General features: G+C 37.1%; 15 protein-coding genes. 10 read left to right on the forward strand and 5 right to left on the reverse strand.

Features of this window, described 5'->3' with window-relative positions; all coding sequences use genetic code 11:
• Nucleotides 1–94 precede the first annotated feature (94 nt).
• The 3 genes from MWJ95_RS00660 to MWJ95_RS00670 are packed head-to-tail and all read left to right on the forward strand — an operon-like array spanning nucleotide 95 to nucleotide 1,846.
• Nucleotides 95–583: a sigma-70 family RNA polymerase sigma factor gene (locus MWJ95_RS00660; RefSeq protein WP_249074241.1), complete on the forward strand. Its 489-nt coding sequence runs from the start codon at nucleotides 95–97 to the stop codon at nucleotides 581–583.
• Nucleotides 576–1,568 carry an anti-sigma factor gene (locus tag MWJ95_RS00665; RefSeq protein ID WP_249074240.1) on the forward strand — a complete coding sequence of 331 codons (993 nt, stop codon included), beginning with the start codon at nucleotides 576–578 and terminating at the stop codon, nucleotides 1,566–1,568. Before MWJ95_RS00660 ends, MWJ95_RS00665 begins: the two co-directional genes overlap by 8 nt.
• Nucleotides 1,550–1,846, forward strand: a complete 297-nt coding sequence (locus MWJ95_RS00670; protein ID WP_249074239.1) for a hypothetical protein — start codon at nucleotides 1,550–1,552, stop codon at nucleotides 1,844–1,846. The genes MWJ95_RS00665 and MWJ95_RS00670 overlap by 19 nt, the downstream gene beginning before the upstream one ends.
• Nucleotides 1,847–1,944: 98 nt before the next feature.
• Here the strand turns inward: MWJ95_RS00670 and MWJ95_RS00675 are convergent, their stop codons facing one another.
• Nucleotides 1,945–2,910 (reverse strand): DMT family transporter, encoded by a 966-nt coding sequence (locus tag MWJ95_RS00675; RefSeq protein ID WP_249074238.1) that lies wholly within the window; start codon nucleotides 2,908–2,910, stop codon nucleotides 1,945–1,947.
• Nucleotides 2,911–3,002: 92 nt separating this feature from the next.
• Here MWJ95_RS00675 and MWJ95_RS00680 point away from each other — a divergent pair, with 92 nt between their 5' ends.
• The gene (locus tag MWJ95_RS00680) at nucleotides 3,003–3,575 is read left to right on the forward strand and encodes a helix-turn-helix domain-containing protein (protein WP_249074237.1); all 573 of its coding nucleotides are present in this window, start codon (nucleotides 3,003–3,005) and stop codon (nucleotides 3,573–3,575) included.
• 289 nt (nucleotides 3,576–3,864) lie between these two features.
• Here MWJ95_RS00680 and MWJ95_RS00685 read toward each other — a convergent pair whose 3' ends face one another.
• Entirely contained in the window at nucleotides 3,865–4,971 is a 1,107-nt protein-coding gene (locus tag MWJ95_RS00685; protein WP_249074236.1) for a M20 peptidase aminoacylase family protein, read from the reverse strand.
• Nucleotides 4,961–5,821 (reverse strand): MurR/RpiR family transcriptional regulator, encoded by an 861-nt coding sequence (locus MWJ95_RS00690; RefSeq protein ID WP_249074235.1) that lies wholly within the window; start codon nucleotides 5,819–5,821, stop codon nucleotides 4,961–4,963. The genes MWJ95_RS00685 and MWJ95_RS00690 overlap by 11 nt, the downstream gene beginning before the upstream one ends.
• Nucleotides 5,822–6,054: 233 nt before the next feature.
• On the opposite strand from MWJ95_RS00690, the gene MWJ95_RS00695 reads away from it, so the two are divergent.
• From MWJ95_RS00695 to menC, 6 genes are read left to right on the forward strand one after another with little or no spacing between them, the layout of a single operon-like run.
• Nucleotides 6,055–7,617 carry an ABC transporter substrate-binding protein gene (locus MWJ95_RS00695; protein WP_249074234.1) on the forward strand — a complete coding sequence of 521 codons (1,563 nt, stop codon included), beginning with the start codon at nucleotides 6,055–6,057 and terminating at the stop codon, nucleotides 7,615–7,617.
• 22 nt (nucleotides 7,618–7,639) lie between these two features.
• Nucleotides 7,640–8,590 (forward strand): ABC transporter permease, encoded by a 951-nt coding sequence (locus MWJ95_RS00700; protein WP_249103676.1) that lies wholly within the window; start codon nucleotides 7,640–7,642, stop codon nucleotides 8,588–8,590.
• 11 nt (nucleotides 8,591–8,601) lie between these two features.
• A complete protein-coding gene (locus MWJ95_RS00705) occupies nucleotides 8,602–9,498 on the forward strand; it encodes an ABC transporter permease (protein ID WP_374110155.1) in 897 nt (298 codons plus the stop codon).
• Nucleotides 9,499–9,516: 18 nt separating this feature from the next.
• Nucleotides 9,517–10,518 carry an ABC transporter ATP-binding protein gene (locus MWJ95_RS00710; RefSeq protein WP_249074232.1) on the forward strand — a complete coding sequence of 334 codons (1,002 nt, stop codon included), beginning with the start codon at nucleotides 9,517–9,519 and terminating at the stop codon, nucleotides 10,516–10,518.
• Nucleotides 10,511–11,485, forward strand: coding sequence for an ABC transporter ATP-binding protein (locus tag MWJ95_RS00715; protein WP_249074231.1), 975 nt, complete (start codon nucleotides 10,511–10,513; stop codon nucleotides 11,483–11,485). Before MWJ95_RS00710 ends, MWJ95_RS00715 begins: the two co-directional genes overlap by 8 nt.
• A gap of 14 nt (nucleotides 11,486–11,499) precedes the next feature.
• Nucleotides 11,500–12,609 carry an o-succinylbenzoate synthase gene (gene menC, locus MWJ95_RS00720; protein WP_249103679.1) on the forward strand — a complete coding sequence of 370 codons (1,110 nt, stop codon included), beginning with the start codon at nucleotides 11,500–11,502 and terminating at the stop codon, nucleotides 12,607–12,609.
• A gap of 175 nt (nucleotides 12,610–12,784) precedes the next feature.
• Here the strand turns inward: menC and MWJ95_RS00725 are convergent, their stop codons facing one another.
• Both MWJ95_RS00725 and MWJ95_RS00730 read right to left on the reverse strand, forming a co-directional pair.
• The gene (locus MWJ95_RS00725) at nucleotides 12,785–14,446 is read right to left on the reverse strand and encodes a methyl-accepting chemotaxis protein (protein WP_249103681.1); all 1,662 of its coding nucleotides are present in this window, start codon (nucleotides 14,444–14,446) and stop codon (nucleotides 12,785–12,787) included.
• A complete protein-coding gene (locus tag MWJ95_RS00730; RefSeq protein WP_249074228.1) occupies nucleotides 14,443–15,429 on the reverse strand; it encodes a BMP family lipoprotein in 987 nt (328 codons plus the stop codon). Before MWJ95_RS00730 ends, MWJ95_RS00725 begins: the two co-directional genes overlap by 4 nt.
• Nucleotides 15,430–16,039 lie beyond the last annotated feature (610 nt).

The following is a 16,039-nucleotide window of genomic DNA, read 5'->3' on the forward strand; positions in this document are numbered from 1 at the left end:
TTGTAATACATACTTGACTAAAAAATACAAAAAAACTAAATTAGTGCAACTTTTTCTATTTGTAAAACGAGGATAGATTGAAAGGTGGGAAGAGATGGACATTGAACAGCTTTATTTACGCTATATAAACGATATCTATCGGTATCTATATTCCTTATGCAAAAACCAAACATTAGCAGAGGATTTAACGCAAGATACTTTTTATAAAGCACACATTACATTACTTTCTAATACAGTCCAAGATATTAAGCCATGGTTATTTAAAGTAGCTTATTATACACATATCGATTACATAAGAAAAGAGCGCCGTGTGGACCTAACAAATAATCTTGAACAATCGACATGTATAACACCTGAAACCATTGCGGTAAATGAAGAATCCTTTCATTCGTTAATTTCTTTACTTGATCAATTATCGCCTTATGAAAAGCAGGCAATTATGTTGTGTGATGTGCATGACTGTACTTATGAGCAGGCGTCAAATATTTTAGATTTAAAAATAAATACGCTCAAAAGTCATTTATTACGTGGACGAAAAAAGATGAGAGCCTTAATAGAAAAGGAGAGACAACAATATGGATGATTATGAAAAATTAATAGCTAGCTCCAAAGCAGAAATTGCAAATATAAAAGATCAAAGTAAATATCAAAAAGCAATTAAAAGAACAATTTTCACGTCGAAATCGAAGCTGATTTTTGCAACTTTAACGGTGATATTATTGATTGCGCCAATTAGTTATATGTTGACATTAATGTATTACGCCTTTGGTACAAAATCTACAACATTAATGGATGTGGCAAGTCAAACGCTTTACGTTACAGAACCTAATACATCACTGGAAGAAATAGAGTTTGATATGTCCTTTTCGCCATTTTCAATGAAGCTTGCTTTTGATCAATACAAGCGTATAGGAGAGGAAGACTATAAAGCGAACACTTATGATTTACGTTTTTTCCTTGGTAGCTTATCTAAAAAAGAAGTGACAACATCTCTAGAAAGAGTAGCACCAAAACATCCAACAGAAACGAATCCTTGGTTAATACATCCTAAAAACAGGAATTCGGAACTGGATACGGGTCGAGAATGGAGGATCCTTGGCGGCTTACCTGATGAAACTGTTGTGGAAGCTTATATTTCTTTTAATGATCTTATGACAGTTAAAGAAGCTAAAGATACAATGCCTAATGTCGATGTTGTGTGGGCTGCTGTCGATACCGGTATTGATAAAACCAATTTAAGTAAAGATGGTAAAGTTGTTTCACCAATTGGCTATCCTGTGCAACCTGATAATTCCACTTGGTCACCATTTCGAGATGCAACGTCAAATGAAGAAGTGTTTAAAGCTATTTTGAAAACTATGGAAAAGCACGAAGAACTTGCGACAGCGGTTTCTAGCGCAAAAAATTTAGCATTGCCGGAGCGTATTGCTTACATGAATAAACATGGCATAAAGACTTATGGGGTTGTTGTAACAGGACCGAAAAAGGAAGTCCTTGCATTAGAAAAACTGGATATTGTACGGTCATTAAAAGTAGGTGAGGTGAAATTATGGAACTGGTCACGTTAAAACGATTTGAAAAAGGATTCGTCACAGCTGGATGGTTTGGGGTGATTGGTGGCTTATGTCTACTTTTATTACTTAATATTACGCTATTAACGAATATTGATTTAACGAATAATAACTTTTATTTGTTAATGTATCTGACAGCGCCTTTAAGCGTCATTGCTTTATTTTCTAAAAAAAGTCGCTCATTAGGGCTATGGGGATTAAGTGTTGTCTTATTTATCATGATATTTACAGGAATTATTTTCATCATAGGATGGATAGTAGTTCCGTTTCCTTAAAAAAACTTTCCAACAGCATGAAGTACAACTATAAATCTATGACAACATAAAAAAGTAGCATTTTACACAATCTAAAATGCTACTTGGAGAAAGTAAAACTATGCTGTTTTCTTTTGTCTGGATATAGGAACAGAACGATTTAAAATACTATTGGCTATCATTCCAATCATAATAATGATCATACCGATTAAAGATACTCCAACAGGCCAAGAACCATTTAATAAAAGGATTTCACCAAGAACAGTAAATATCATTGTTCCAGCTTGTGTTGCCTCCACTGCCCCTAATAAAGAAAGGTTATTTTTTGCTAAGTCAGTAGCGAAGAAAAATGTCATTGTGGCGATAACACCTGAACATAATGCCAATAGGAAACCTTGCATGATTTGCCCAGATGTTGGTATGCCAGTTGTAGTCCAACCATAAATCGCTAAAATAATACTGATAGGAAGGCTACCAATGGCCATGCCTAACACGCGTTGAAATGTATCTAGGCGACCAGCAACGACCTCCATCATTTTTCGATTACCGAATGGATATAAGAATGCAGCGATGACTACAGGGAGGAAGCCAGATAAAAATTGAGAAACAGTAATATCTCCAGCTTCTGTCAATTGCATACAAATGACACCCGTTAAAATAAATAAGGAAACAAGTAAGCTTCGCATTGGAATTTTACCGCGAACTCGTTTAACGCCTGACTTCGTCTCCAGTGTAATAAAAAATAACGGAGATAATAACAAACCCGCTAAAATGGTTATTTGCCATGTACCTGCTACGAGCCATGCAGGACTAAATACAGCAGCATAGCTTAATAAGGAATAAAATCCAACACCGGCTAATGTACCGTAACCAATCCATGCCAAAGGATGTTTACGCATTTCTACCCATAGCGGGCGAAGGTTTTTGCGAAATAGGACGATAAAGAATAAAATGGGTAAAGCGAATAAAAATCGGAAGGAAGCAGTCCAAGCCCAGCTTGTACCTGATACGTTCATAATTCGGTTTATAATAAATGTAGCTGAAAAAAACGCAGATGATAAAATACCTAATAAGATAGCGCGCATTTCGTTCGCTCCTTTCTGAATATATATATATATATCATAATATATTTATTTTATTAAAAAGTAAAGTATAGTATATCAAAGGTGGGGTTCATATGAAAGAACAAGAGGATATGCAAACAAAAGAAGTAATTCTGCAAGTTGGTCAACTGTTACGACAAATACGAAATGAACAGAAACTAAGTTTAGAAGAGTTAGCGAAAATAACGGGTGTTAGTAAATTAACGCTAGGAAAAATTGAGAGAGGAGAAACGAATCCTACATTAGGTGTCATTTGGAAGATTACAAAAGGATTATCTATTCCGTTGTCACGGCTAATGGCTATAGAAGATATAGTAAATGTTGTACGCTGTGGGGAAGGATTTACTATTGAAGAAAATCAAATGTGGCGATTAGAGACTATATTTCGTTACAAAAAAGAAACAGGATTGGAAATGCATCGTGCTTGTTTGCAACCGAATAGTATATATGAGGCAGAACCTCATCATGAAGGAGCTATCGAATATGTAACAGTGATGAAAGGGGAAATTTCGATTCAAGTTGGACAAGAAATATATGCATTAAACGAATTTGATTCTATTCAATTTGAAGCAAATCGAAAGCATAGCTATGAAAACACAGGAGATGAAGTTGCAGTCCTCCATTTAACAATGAAATACTTATCTTGAAATAAGTAATCACGCTAGTCTATGCGGAGGGCTTGAAACCAAGCTGGAGATCGAAGGCGGTATTGGCGGAGCAAACAGTGGACAAAAATCAATCGTTCTAGTTGACGGTGGTGTAACTTTATATTTATGAAAAATCCCGAATATGGAATGTTAATTCGGGATTTTTTTTCTTATCTTGTCTTTTTAATTTATCTTAAAATCTTCTAAGCTGGGAGTAGAATCAAATACTTGTTTTATGGTCATCAAAATGATTTAGCCACGGTATCCAATTACGCTTAAAACTAGCAATCTATTGTATAGCACGTAAAGTGGCTAACACGGTTTTAGTTAAGATATTGGTACCGATTTCAAGGGCATCTGTATTAAAGCTCATATATGGATGATGGAGACCTGGAGCTAGGTTGCAGCCTAGGCCAATCATCGTTGCTTTTAATTCTGGTTTCTTGATAGTGTAAAAATGAAAATCGTCTCCACCAGAGGTGATGAGCGCAGGCATAATATTTTGTTCGCCAATGACTTCAGCAATGCCTTTATGTGCAAATTGAATAGCTTGCTCGTTTTGAACAGCAGCAGGCATGGCTGTCACGATGTCATAATGAATGGTTGCACCCGTGGTTGTACGTACACCGTTTATGATTTGTTTAAATTTTTGTACCAGATCCTGCATAGCTTCATTCGTTTGTGCACGTAAATCTAGTCCAAATTGTCCATTCCCAGGGATGATATTACGACTGTCGCCTCCAGCTCGAATATAGGTCATTTTGATGGAATGTGGTATTTGTGGATCCATGCGAATTTGATTTAAATGTTCATTAATCATCGTCATAGCATCTATAGCATTGACTGTTAAATGAGGGCGTGCTCCATGACTATCGTCTCCTTTTACCTGTCCATCGATCATTTGCCCTGCGCCATGTATAATAACCGGTGACGCTACACCTAATGGGATCTCTTGGATTGGTCGCAAGTGGATGCCATATAGATATTCCACATCCCGTATAACACCTTTCTCAATCATTTTTAAAGCGCCATTGCCTTTTTCTTCTGCTGGTTGAAAAATGAGACGTAGCGTGCCTTTGAAATTTTCATGCTGCATACATTTTGCCACACCGATAACCATGCTCATATGGGCATCGTGACCACATGAGTGATTTGCTTTAAAACGGCCATCGACTTCCTGCCATAGTGCATCAATATCTGCACGGACCGCTACTATAGGCTGGCCTTGGCCAAGGTCTGCATAAAGCCCTGTACAATCATTAAAAGTAGTCACCTTATAGCCTAGCTCATTAAGAACGTCTTTCAAATATTGTGTTGTATTCACCTCTTGCCAGCTTACTTCTGCAATTTCATGTAAGTAACGAAAATGTTGTAATAGTTCTTGCTTAATTTTCATGATGTAATCCCTCATTCCAAAATAGGTCTTTATAAGTAGTCTCATATTGTTGCTTTTGTCTTTCATATTGCTCTGGATAGTCCTGAATCATTTGATTCAAGATTGTATTCAATAACGAGGAAATGACAGGACCAGAGTCAATGGTAGACATATGGGACATCTTAGTAACAAAGGTAGAATCAGCAATTTGAGTTATGGGAGCTATATCTGAATCTGTAATACCCACCACATAAACGCCACGTTCCTTTAATTCTTGCGTAATTTCAAGTGTATGTTTCATATAACGATTAAAAGAAAAGGTAACAACGACACTATTCTCATCTAAGTTATTAATGTAAGAAAAATCATCCATATATAAATTTAAAATCCGACTATTTCCTCTTATTGTATTTAATGTGAAGCTAAACCAATGTGCAAAACCATAAGAGGCTCCACTCCCTAATACAACAATCTCCCTTGCAAGAGCAATCCGCTTAACCACCGTTTTAAAAACTTCGGGGTCTATATTTTCAGCCGTTTTTTTTATATTGATTTGATCACGAATCATAACTTCTTCTATGCCTGTATGATTCGTTTGTTCTGTAAATGTTTGCGACAAGCTCATTAATGAATTTTTTAAATCAAAAATAGAATCCTGTACTTCATTTTGTAGGTCAGTAAAACTCCCATAATTGAGGGCATAAACAAATCGAATCACGCTCGTTTCACTGACTCCAATCATATTGGCGATTTTCGTCGCGGAATTTGAAGCAAAAAGTTTCGGGTTTTCTTTTAAAAATAATGCAACACGTTTTAATGTAGGGGATAAATCATCAAATTTTTCTTGGATTTTAGTTTCATATGCGTACAAGTTGATACCTCCGTTGAGTTTGAAGGAAACTCTTTTTTTTCTTAATAAAATAAGTGTTTACTTTATTATATCATATTCACAATAAATTTTATTTTCAATATTTTCTGAAAAAATAATTGAATTTTTAAAAAATATTTGTTAGCTTAATATATGTTGAAGTATTCGCTTTAAATTATTTGCAAATAAAGCAAATACTTTTAGATTGAAAATCACAAAGTTGTGGGGGGATCGACATGAAAAAAGCGAATTGGCTATTTTTAATGATTGTGGGTGTGCTTTTCGTCTTAGCAGCATGTTCTTCAGATGATAGTGCTGGTGGTAAAGGAGCAAAAAGTAATAAAGATTATTCAGAATTACAGATAGCTTATAATGCTCAGCCGCCAACATTAGATCCATTGATGACAACTGCGGTAGCTACACGTGATGTCGCTCGTAATATCTATGAATCGTTAGTGACACTAGATAAAGATTCGAAGGTTGTGCCAATGTTGGCGGAATCAGTGGAAGAAAGTGAAGATGGTAAAGTTATTACATTTAAATTGAGACAAGGTGTTAAATTCCATAATGATGATGATGTTACAGCCGAAGATGTTGTAGCATCTATGCACCGCTGGATGACAACAACAGGTTTGGGAAAAACTTATTTTGCGGATGCAACATTTGAAAAAGTGGATGATACTACCGTGCGATTAGTCACGCCTAAGCGACTATTTATTGCGCTCCATTTGTTGGCAGATCCAAGTCAAATCGCCATTATTACAACGGAAGAAGCAAATGCTTCAACGACAGCTGAGGGTTTAACAGAATTTATTGGGACAGGTCCATATAAATTCGTAGAGTGGAAAAATGACCAATATATTCATTTGGAAAAATTTAATGACTATGTAGCTGTGGATAGTCCTGCGAGTGGATTGTCAGGGAAAAAAGAGGCGCATTATGAAAATATTTATTTTAATATTGTAAGCGATGCTTCAACGCGCTTTGCTGGCATTCAAACAGGGGAATATCAAGTAGCCAATGCGATCCCATTCGATAATGTGGCGCAATTAAAAACGTCTGATACTGTTAAAACTTCTATCAATCATAATGGCTTTAATGCGGTTGTATTTAACAAGCGAGCAGGATTATTTGCCAAAAAGGAAGCGCGTCAAGCTGTAAATGCTGCGCTTGATCAAGAAGCAATTTTGAGGGCGGCGTTTTCGAGCCCAGAATTTTATGAATTAGAACATAATTTAATGATTAAAGATCAAACAGACTGGTATACAGATGCAGGTAGTGATCAATACAATCAAAAGGATACTGAAAAGGCAAAGGCTCTACTAAAACAAGCTGGCTATAATGGGGAAGAAATCGTTATTTTATCAACACGCGATTATGAAGACCATTACAATGCAGCCGTTGTAGTTCAACAACAATTAGAAAGTCTTGGCATGAAAGTGAAGCTTGATATTTATGATTGGCCAACTGTTCAGCAGCGACGTACAGATGAAAAGGCATATGATATTTTCATTACTGGTTTTCCAACAGAGCCTGTACCTAATAAATATGTGTTCTTGGATTCCAAAGGAGAATGGGCAGGTTGGACAAATAGCCCTAAAATTGATGATTTATTAGGTAAAATTGCAGGTGCTGCAACACAGGAAGAAGCGACAGGTTATTACAGTGACTTAATGGTTGAAGTATATGATTATGTACCAATTATTAAATTTGGGAACAAAACGACAGTAACAGCATACGATGCGTCCGTTGAGGGCGATGATTTCTTGCAAGGGATCATTTTATGGAATTTGAAGTAATTTCATTAGGGGGGAAGAGCTTGTGTTGAACTTTATATTGAAACGAATACTGTCACTTATACCTGTACTATTTGTTGTATCAGTTGTCGTCTTTTTATTAGTTCATATAACGCCTGGTGATCCAGCTTCAGTTATGCTAGGTCCTGAAGCCTCTCCTCAGGAGGTGGCTAAGCTTCAGGAGGAGCTTGGCCTCAACCGTCCTATTTTGGAACAATATGTGACTTGGGTAGGAGATATTTTTAAGGGCGATTTAGGAACATCACTGTTTATGAAACAACCCGTATTAACAGCTTTTTTGGAGCATTTAGGTCCAACGTTTTCATTGGCTATTATGGCTCAATTGTTTGCTATTGTACTAGCTATTCCACTTGGCGTGCTTTCAGCTAAGTTCAGAGGATCTTTATTAGATCAAACATTTATGGGCGTTTCACTTGTTGGAATATCAGTTCCAAGCTTTTTACTAGGATTATTTTTAATTTTATTATTTGGAGTGGAGTTACGCTGGTTGCCTGTTGCAGGCTATAAACCGGTAGCAGCGGGTTTAGATGTACATATCCGCTATTTAATTTTACCCGCCATTGCATTAGGTTCAATGCAGGCTGCGCTTATTGCCCGTATGACAAGATCTTCGATGCTAGATGTTTTATCAGCCAATTTCATTAAGACAGCACGTGCAAAAGGGGTAAAGGAATTTATCATTACAATAAAACATTCATTACGAAATGCATTTATTCCAATCTTAACGATTATCGGTCAAACTTTTGGAACTTTAGTAGCCGGTGCAGCTGTCGTTGAAACAGTATTCAATATTCCAGGTATTGGTCAATTGATTATTAACTCAGTGGAAAGACGTGACTTTGAAGTAATTCAAGGAGTTGTTTTGTTAATCGGCGTTAGCTATGTAACTATCAATTTAGTTATTGATCTACTATATGGGATTGTTGATCCACGCTTACGAGTTGGGAAGAGATAGGGGGGAGTAAATTGAGTCAAGAACATTTTATGAATGATCTGTCAATCATTAAGAAGCAGATGAAGCAAAGACAGCGAACGCTATTTAGGAAGAAGTTTTTTAGCAACAAATTGGCTTTGACAGGCACCATTATTATGTCCGTGATAATGATGTTCGCAATTTTGACCCCGTTTATCGTCTCGACTTCGCCATATACATTAGATACGGCGAATCGATTATTACCACCAAGTGCTGAACACTTTTTTGGCACAGATAACTACGGTCGGGATTTATTTAGTCGTGTTATGTATGGAGCGCGTGTTTCATTAGTCATTGGCTTTTCTGTCGCATTGTTAACTTCTATTTTCGGGACAATTATTGGATTATACGCAGCTTATTTTAAAAAGCTTGATAGTTTATTGATGCGAACTTCTGACGGTCTTATGGCATTTCCAGCCATCCTACTAGCGATTGCGATTATGGCATCACTTGGTGCAAATTTGATCAATGTAATTATTGCTTTAACGATTGTATTTACGCCACTCGTTGCAAGAACTATTCGCTCCTCTGCTTTAATCGTGAAGGAGCAAACATATGTGGAGGCATTGCGGGCACAGGGGGCAAATAGCACGCGTATCATCTGGTCGAATATTTTCCCGAATGTCATTTCACCATTAATTGTTCAAGCTACTTTTATTTTTGCAGATGCCATTATTGTAGAGGCTGCACTTAGCTTTTTAGGAGCCGGGATTCCTGCACCTGAACCGAGTTGGGGCAACTTATTATATGATGGCAAAACGGTTATTTTCAATGCATGGTGGATGACAATATTTCCAGGTATTGCAATTATGTTAACAGTTTTAGGACTAAATCTATTTGGTGATGGATTGCGAGACTTGCTAGATCCGCATAATAAATCGAAGAAGTAGTAAGGGGGTGTTAATACGATGACAGATACTTTACTTGAAATTGAGCATTTAAAAGTTCATTTTGATACAGAGGAAAAGAAAGTAACAGCGGTCGATGACGTTTCTTTCTCTGTTAAAAAAGGGCAAATCGTTGGTGTGGTGGGGGAATCTGGCTGTGGTAAAAGTGTTACAGCAGAGTCTATTTTACGACTTCTCGATGAAAAGCATACGAAGTATGAAGGTGAAATTCGTCTTGAAGGTCAAAATTTATTAGCGAAATCCGCAAAAGAGATGCGAGAAATTCGTGGTAATGATATTGCTATGATTTTTCAGGATCCAATGAGTTCATTAAATCCAGTTTACACGGTAGGAGATCAAATTATGGAGGCTCTCCTTCTTCATCAAAATGTTTCAAAAGAACAGGCGCGTGCGAAAGCGATTGACATGCTGAAATTGACTGGTATTCCAGCACCGGAGAAACGGGTTGATGAGTTTCCACATCAACTCTCAGGGGGAATGCGTCAACGGGTCATGATAGCGATGGCACTTAGCTGTCAGCCAGCACTTTTAATTGCTGATGAACCTACAACAGCTTTAGATGTGACAACGCAATCACAAATTTTAGACTTAATAAAAGACTTAAAAGAGCAATTTAATATGGGGACAATCATGATTACACATGATCTAGGAGTTGTGGCTGAAGTTTGTGAAAAAGTGGTTGTTATGTATTTAGGACAAGTCATTGAAGAAAGTGATGTATTATCGATTTTTGATCAGCCTCTTCATCCGTATACACAAGGCTTATTAAAATCAATTCCTACTATAGAAGGAAATCGTGAGGAAAAGCTATATGTGATTGAAGGAAAGGTGCCGACATTAAATCAAATTCCTGCAGGTTGTCGTTTTGCTCCACGCTGTGAATTCCAGACAGAAGAATGCCGCACATCTATACCAAAGCTTGAAAGCTACGGAGAGCGTAAAGTCCGGTGCTGGCACTTTGAAGAAATTCAAGGAAAGCGGGAGGCGACAATGTATGGATAACAAAGAAACGATTTTACAAATAAAGAACTTAAAAACCTACTTTCCTGTAAATGGTGGCGTTGGGCGAGAAAAAAGATATGTCAAAGCAGTAAATAATGTGTCCTTTGAGCTTACTAAAGGAGAGACATATAGCTTAGTTGGAGAATCTGGTTGCGGAAAAAGTACCACAGGGCGTTCTATTTTGCGACTCATTGAACCTACAGATGGCGAAATAATTTACCAAGGCCAGACAATTAATAAGCTAAACCAAAAAGAAATGCTGCAAATTCGACGTGGTTTACAAATGGTGTTTCAAGATCCTTATTCATCGTTAAATCCACGTAAACGTATCGGGACAATACTAGAAGAAACCTTGAAAATACACCATATTGGCACAAAGCAAGAGCGTACGCAAAGAGTGATGGATATTTTAAATAAAGTAGGGTTCCAAAATGAACATTATTTTCGATTTCCACATGAATTTTCAGGCGGGCAGCGTCAGCGTATAGGATTAGCACGTGCGCTCATCATGAATCCGGATATTATTATCTGTGATGAACCTGTATCAGCTTTAGATGTATCCATTCAATCACAAGTGCTGAATTTATTAGAGGATTTACAAAAAGAATTTAATTTAACATTATTGTTTATTTCACATGACTTAAGTGTTGTACGCCATATTTCCAACCGAATTGGCGTAATGTACTTAGGAAAGCTAGTAGAAGAAACAACGACAGATGAAATTTTTAGCAATCCGATGCATCCTTACACGAAAGCACTATTATCGGCAATTCCTGTACCTAATCCACGAATTAAACGTGAAAAGATTAAGTTGCAAGGTGAAATCCCTTCTCCTTTGAATCCACCGTCAGGCTGTGTTTTCCAGACGAGATGCCCTTTTGCAATGGAAAAATGCAGGACGGTGGAGCCAGAGTTGGTCGAACATTCACCCGACCATAAGACGGCCTGCCATTTATATTACAAATAGGGGAGTGTTGAGAAATGAAAATTGAAAAAATAATAGTCCGTAAAATGAAAATGACTATGAAATCACCATTTGAAACAAGTTTTATGACGCAGCAAGAACGTATTTTCTTAATTATTGAAGCGTATGGTGAGAAGCATGTTGGTTATGGAGAATGTGTAGTTAGTGCCTATCCTTATTATGGAGAAGAAACAGCTTCAACGGCATTCTCTATTATTGATGAATTTTTAATACCACTTGTTATTGGTCAGGAATTTAACCACCCAGATGAGGTAAATAAGAAATTTGCCCGTGTGCGACGTAATAATATGGCAAAATCTGCTGTGGAAGCGGCTATTTGGGATTTATATGCAAAAGAGCAGGGCATACCTTTAGCACAAGCACTTGGCGGAGAGAAAAAAGAAATTACAGTTGGCATTAGCATAGGCATTGAAGATGATACGAATTCGTTGCTGGAAAGCATTAAAGGTTATTTAAAACAAGGATTTAAAAAAATTAAAATTAAAATAAAGCCCGGAAAAGATATTGAAGTACTGCGAGTAATCCGTGAGCGCTTTGGTGATATTCCTTTAATGGCAGATGCCAATTCTGCCTACTCATTAGAAGATCTACCATTATTTAAAGAGATGGATCAATTAAACTTATTGATGATTGAGCAACCGCTTGAGCATGATGATATTGTCGATCATCGAAAATTACAAAGCGAACTCAATACACCGATTTGTTTAGATGAAAGTATTCATTCATATGATGATGCTAGACGTGCAATTGAACTTGGTAGCTGCAAAGTGATTAATATAAAGGTAGGGCGTGTTGGAGGCTTATCTGAGGCTAAAAAGATTCATGATTTATGTCAGCAGCATCAGATCCCGGTATGGTGTGGGGGGATGCTAGAATCAGGGATTGGTCGTGCTCATAATATTGCGATTACAACACTGCCGAACTTTATAATACCTGGTGATACAGCTCCTTCTGCCCGTTATTGGCATGAGGACATTGTCGAGCCAGAAATCGTCATGGATGACCAAGGACATATCCAAGTTTCCGACTTACCTGGTATTGGGTATAATGTAGTGCAAGATAAATTAGAAAAATACACGCTAGAAAAATTTATTTATGAAGCATAACAAAGGCCACCCAGCTATAAAGATGGGTGGCTTTAGTAGATCTAAAAATAGTAAGGGTTTTATGAGCAAAAGTTTTTGTTACAATCACTTCATTCTAATCGGAATCCAAACTTGTTATTAATAAAAGGTGCTAATCAGTGCCCCTATTAGTCTGTAGTAATAGAGGCGCTGTTTTTTATAATTTGAATTTTTTAAGTTCTACAGACAATGTGTTTGTCATGTCTTGAAGTTCTGAAACCTTTTCACTAATTTTTTCGAATGATCCTAGCTGTTCTTGTGTAGATGCGGATATTTCTTCTGTTCCTGCTGCGGTTTCTTCCGTAATAGCGGAGATGTTTTCAATGGCACTGTTCATCTGCTGGCTCATTGCGCTAGTTTGCTCCATATCCCTCGTAAGGTGCTGTAACTGATCATTAATGTCTAAAACATGTGTGGCAATCGCCTCAAATGACTTTTCTGTATCGGTCATCGATTGTAATTGTTCTTTTGAAAGCTGATGTCCACGGTCAGCGGTAGAAAGGATGAGCGTAATGCCATCATGTATATGCGTCACCATCGAGGAGATTAAAGTAGTAGCTTTTTCTGTTTCATGAGATAGTTTTTTGACTTCCTTTGCTACGATGGCAAATCCTTTTCCGGCTTCTCCTGCACGTGCCGCTTCGATGGCAGCATTTAATGCTAGGAGGTTTGTTTGATCCGCAATAGCGTGGACTGCATTCGCGGCACCTTCAATTTCTGTTGTGAATTGAGAGAATTGCGTAACAGCCTCTTTGATACTAATCGAAGTGGATGAAATATCATTCGCGATAGAGGATTGCTTTTCTAATGAGCTACGACCATTTTGAACTGCAGTAAGTGCCTGGTTGCCGTTTATGGCAGATTGTTCACTCGCCCGTTGAACAGTCGTAAATTGATCTGCCATGGTATTCATAAGGATAGCAGTTGACTGGATATCCTCTGAAATTGTTAGGCTTCCCTTTGCTAATTCATCCGTTGATGTAGCAATCTGTTTATTGCCGTCGTTTACCGTTTCAATATAACTTGTGACATCTCTTGTAAATAGACCAACATTTTTACCTACATGATCAATAGATTGTACGGTGCTTTTTAAGCTAACAATCATTTTGGAAAAGTTCTCAGTCAGTTGATCCACTTCATTTCTACTATTTTTCTTATAGGATAGGGAAGAGGTGTCAATTGTCAAAATCCCTGCAGCCACCGATTGTGCAAAATCCACGATTCGATTAATCGGGGTTGTAATTCTTTTCGTTGCGACATACGAAAAGATGATAGTAGCAATAATTAAAAGGATACTGCCTATGATTGTTGTCGTGGTAATAAAAGAAATCTTTTGCTCTGCCAAATCATTCGTTTCTTTATACCATTCATTTGTTTCTTTTTTTAGTAGATACATGTCGTTTAAGATTCCGGATATTCTGATTGCTTGTTTTTTTATCTCAGGTCGATTGTGGGCAAGAAACCCCGCTTCTGTAGCTTTTGCTAACTCATCGTATTTACCCTCGATTTTTTTGATGATTGCCTTATGATCAGCTACTGTTGCAATCGTTGAGAGTTTGTCTACATTTACTTTCGTTTCTTTTAAAGTGGAGAGAGCTTCATTTTTATTGGCCTCACTATTTAAATAAGTGTAATTATTTAGTGATTGGCTCGCAATAACTAAACTTTGCTCAAGTTCTTTTACTGCTAGTAATAGTTCTGTATCATCTTGTGCAGTTGTTTGAATATCCAATGTTTGAACGATAATAAAACCAATCATAGCCATTGCGAGGACAATAGGTATAAGTATGTTCATAAATAATTTTTTTCGTAGTGTCACTGGCTATTCCCCTTTTCTGCAGTAACTTTTATTTTACCTGAAACAATATCTTCTTTTGCTCGTTCAATGGCAGTCTGTTGCTCAGGTGTAAGTTTAATAACACGTATATCCGCAAGTCCTACCCCGTTATCAGCTAAACCGAATGAAAATGATTTGTCGGAAATTTTCCCGTCTTCAACTAATGTTTTAGCCAATGTAAAAACAGCTTGGTCGACATTCTTTAACATGGATGTTACGACAGTCTTTTCTGCTATGTAAAATTGATCTGTATCAACTCCGGCCGCATATTTGCCCATTTCCTCTGCTTTCTTTATGGCACCGAAGCCTGTGAATCCCGCTGCATGATAAATAAAATCTACGCCGTTCTTTATGTAACGTTCTGCGATGGCGGCACCTGCCTTGGCATCATCAAATGAGCCAGAGTATTCACTAACGATTTCAATATTTGGATTAAAATATTTAGCGCCTTCAATAAAGCCGTTTTCAAAATGATGGATAACCGGAATATTTACACCACCAATAAATCCTATTTTTCCAGTTTTACTCGTCATTGCAGCAACCATTCCAAGTAAAAAGCTCCCTTCCTGTTCTTTAAAGGTTATGGAAGTAATATTTGCAACATCTGATTGTCCATCAATAAGGACAAATTGCTGATCTGGATATTTCTTCGCCGTCTTTTCCAAAGCTTCCTGTGCAGAGAAGCCAAGACCAATAATGACGTTATACTTTTCTGTGACAAGTTCCTCTAGCTTCTGTTCGTAATTGCCATCAGGTGCCTCTTTATAATCAAACAAAATACCTAACTCATCTCGTGCTTTCTCAAGCCCTTTAAAAGCTGAGTCATTAAACGATTCATCACCAAGCCCTGCATCTGAGAGTAAGATGCCAATTTTATAGTCATCCTTCGCCTTTTCTTGCGGAGAAATTGTACAGCCTGCTAATAACAAAGCTATTAGACAAAAGCCAATCAAGAATTTTTTCAAAATGAGTACCTCCAATTATTATCGGTAAATAGTTATTATATGTCAGATGTCAGACGATATTTTTGTTTTACCATTAAATACTATCAGATTTTTTACAATTTACTACAGGGAAATCGGTTCAAATCATTCTCGATATTTTCTAAGCACTGAGTATTTAGTTTGTTTTGAAGTGGATTTTCTCTATGTATATAGTGAAAAAGGTAGGGGGATATTGTGAAAAACTTATATATTTTGCAAAATTAACCCTTTTCTTTGTCAATTAAAATAGCCCTACAAACATCTAAAGAGTTTGCGATGATTAAACTGCACCAAATAATTTTAAAATATTTTCGATTATATTTTACATAACCGCCTTTTAGCTAATGAATTTACGTAATTATCAGAATTAACACTGAGTTCTGATTTTGGTTATTATGAAAGTTAGCATAAAATGTTAATAACCATTAATCACTACGCTTGCAAGCAGTCTTGGAAATTACCCGCGGCAGGGTAATATCCGCGCGAAGAGGAAGAATACCCGCGGAAGTAAGGTGAATACCCGCGGAAGTAAGGTGAATACCCGCGGAAGTAAGGTGAATACCCGCGGAAGCGAAGTGAATACCCGCGGAAG

It is taken from the genome of Lysinibacillus sp. Bpr_S20 (genome assembly GCF_023337835.1).
Lineage (GTDB): Bacteria > Bacillota > Bacilli > Bacillales_A > Planococcaceae > Lysinibacillus.

Bases quoted from the DNA above. Each gene is read 5' to 3' on its own strand.
- MWJ95_RS00660 (WP_249074241.1), top strand. From the start codon at position 95: ATGGACATTGAACAGCTTTATTTACGCTATATAAACGATATCTATCGG.
- MWJ95_RS00665 (WP_249074240.1), top strand. From the start codon at position 576: ATGGATGATTATGAAAAATTAATAGCTAGCTCCAAAGCAGAAATTGCA.
- MWJ95_RS00670 (WP_249074239.1), top strand. From the start codon at position 1,550: ATGGAACTGGTCACGTTAAAACGATTTGAAAAAGGATTCGTCACAGCT.
- MWJ95_RS00675 (WP_249074238.1), bottom strand. From the start codon at position 2,910: ATGCGCGCTATCTTATTAGGTATTTTATCATCTGCGTTTTTTTCAGCT.
- MWJ95_RS00680 (WP_249074237.1), top strand. From the start codon at position 3,003: ATGAAAGAACAAGAGGATATGCAAACAAAAGAAGTAATTCTGCAAGTT.
- MWJ95_RS00685 (WP_249074236.1), bottom strand. From the start codon at position 4,971: ATGAAAATTAAGCAAGAACTATTACAACATTTTCGTTACTTACATGAA.
- MWJ95_RS00695 (WP_249074234.1), top strand. From the start codon at position 6,055: ATGAAAAAAGCGAATTGGCTATTTTTAATGATTGTGGGTGTGCTTTTC.
- MWJ95_RS00710 (WP_249074232.1), top strand. From the start codon at position 9,517: ATGACAGATACTTTACTTGAAATTGAGCATTTAAAAGTTCATTTTGAT.
- MWJ95_RS00715 (WP_249074231.1), top strand. From the start codon at position 10,511: ATGGATAACAAAGAAACGATTTTACAAATAAAGAACTTAAAAACCTAC.
- menC (WP_249103679.1), top strand. From the start codon at position 11,500: ATGAAAATTGAAAAAATAATAGTCCGTAAAATGAAAATGACTATGAAA.